This is a genomic window from Bradyrhizobium denitrificans (assembly GCF_013179005.1).
GTDB lineage: Bacteria > Pseudomonadota > Alphaproteobacteria > Rhizobiales > Xanthobacteraceae > Bradyrhizobium > Bradyrhizobium denitrificans.
In genome coordinates this window covers 1-1,047 of the sequence record NZ_JABFDP010000081.1, presented here as the reverse complement: position 1 = coordinate 1,047, position 1,047 = coordinate 1, and the positions used below count along the sequence as shown (strand labels likewise).

Sequence of the window (1,047 nt, the reverse complement as noted above, 5' to 3'; positions counted from 1 at the left end):
GCTTCGGCCGCCGGCTCGATGCCGACATGATGGTGCCGGCGGTGCAGGCGGCGAAGGCCGTGGGCAAGCCGGTCAAGGTGATCTATTCCCGCGAGAACGACATGACGATGGACTACTCGCGGCCGCTCACCTACCAGAAAGTGAAGGCCGGGCTCGACAGCAATGGCAAGCTCATTGCTCTGAGCCACGACGTCGTCTCGGCCTGGCCGACGGCGCGCTGGGGCATCCCGGACTTCCTGACGCCGTCGGTCGACAAGAAGGGCCCGCTCGACTCGTTCACGGTCAACGGCGCCGACTTCTTCTACACCGTGCCCAACCACCATGTGCGCGCGATCAAGAACGAGCTCGCGCATAATGCGACGCCGTCCGGCCAGCTCCGCTCGGTGGCGCCGGGTTGGACGTTCTGGGCGGTCGAGAGCATGATCGACGAGATCGCCGCCGCGTCCGGCCAGGACCCGGCGCAGTTCCGTATCGCGCTGCTCGACGGCAAGGGCAAGAACGATGGCGGCGCGCAGCGGCTGCGCAACACGCTGCTGGCGGCGATGGGCCTGTCCGGCTACGGGTCGAAGAAGCTGCCGAAGGGCGAGGGCATGGGCGTCGCCTGCGTGTCGTCGCAGGAGCGGGCGTCCGCGAGCTGGACGGCCTGCGTCGCCCATGTCGCGGTGGCTGACAACGGCGCGGTGACGGTGAAGAAGCTCACCGTGGCGACCGACGTCGGCACCCAGGTGCATCCCGACAACATCCGCGCCCAGGTCGAGGGCGCGGCGCTGTGGGGATTGTCGCTGGCGATGTACGAGAAGGCGACGTTGAAGGATGGCGGCATCGAGCAGACCAACTTCGACAGCTACACGCCGCTGCGGATGAGCCAGGTGCCGGAGGTCGCGATCGCCGTCATCGCCAATGGCGAGAAGGCGACCGGCGTCGGCGAGCCCGCGGTGACCGTGGTCGCGCCGGCGCTCGGCAACGCCATCTACAACGCCTGCGGTGCGCGGCTGCGCTCGCTGCCGATCACCGCGGAAGCGGTGAAGGCCAACATGAAGGCGTAGC

1 protein-coding gene is annotated in these 1,047 nt (G+C 68.4%); it reads left to right on the top strand.

Annotated elements, in window-relative coordinates:
• A partial coding sequence (locus tag HL671_RS37820) for a xanthine dehydrogenase family protein molybdopterin-binding subunit (protein ID WP_172244238.1) occupies nucleotides 1-1,046 on the top strand: 1,046 nt, incomplete at its 5' end.
• Between the last annotated feature and the right edge of the window lies 1 nt (nucleotide 1,047).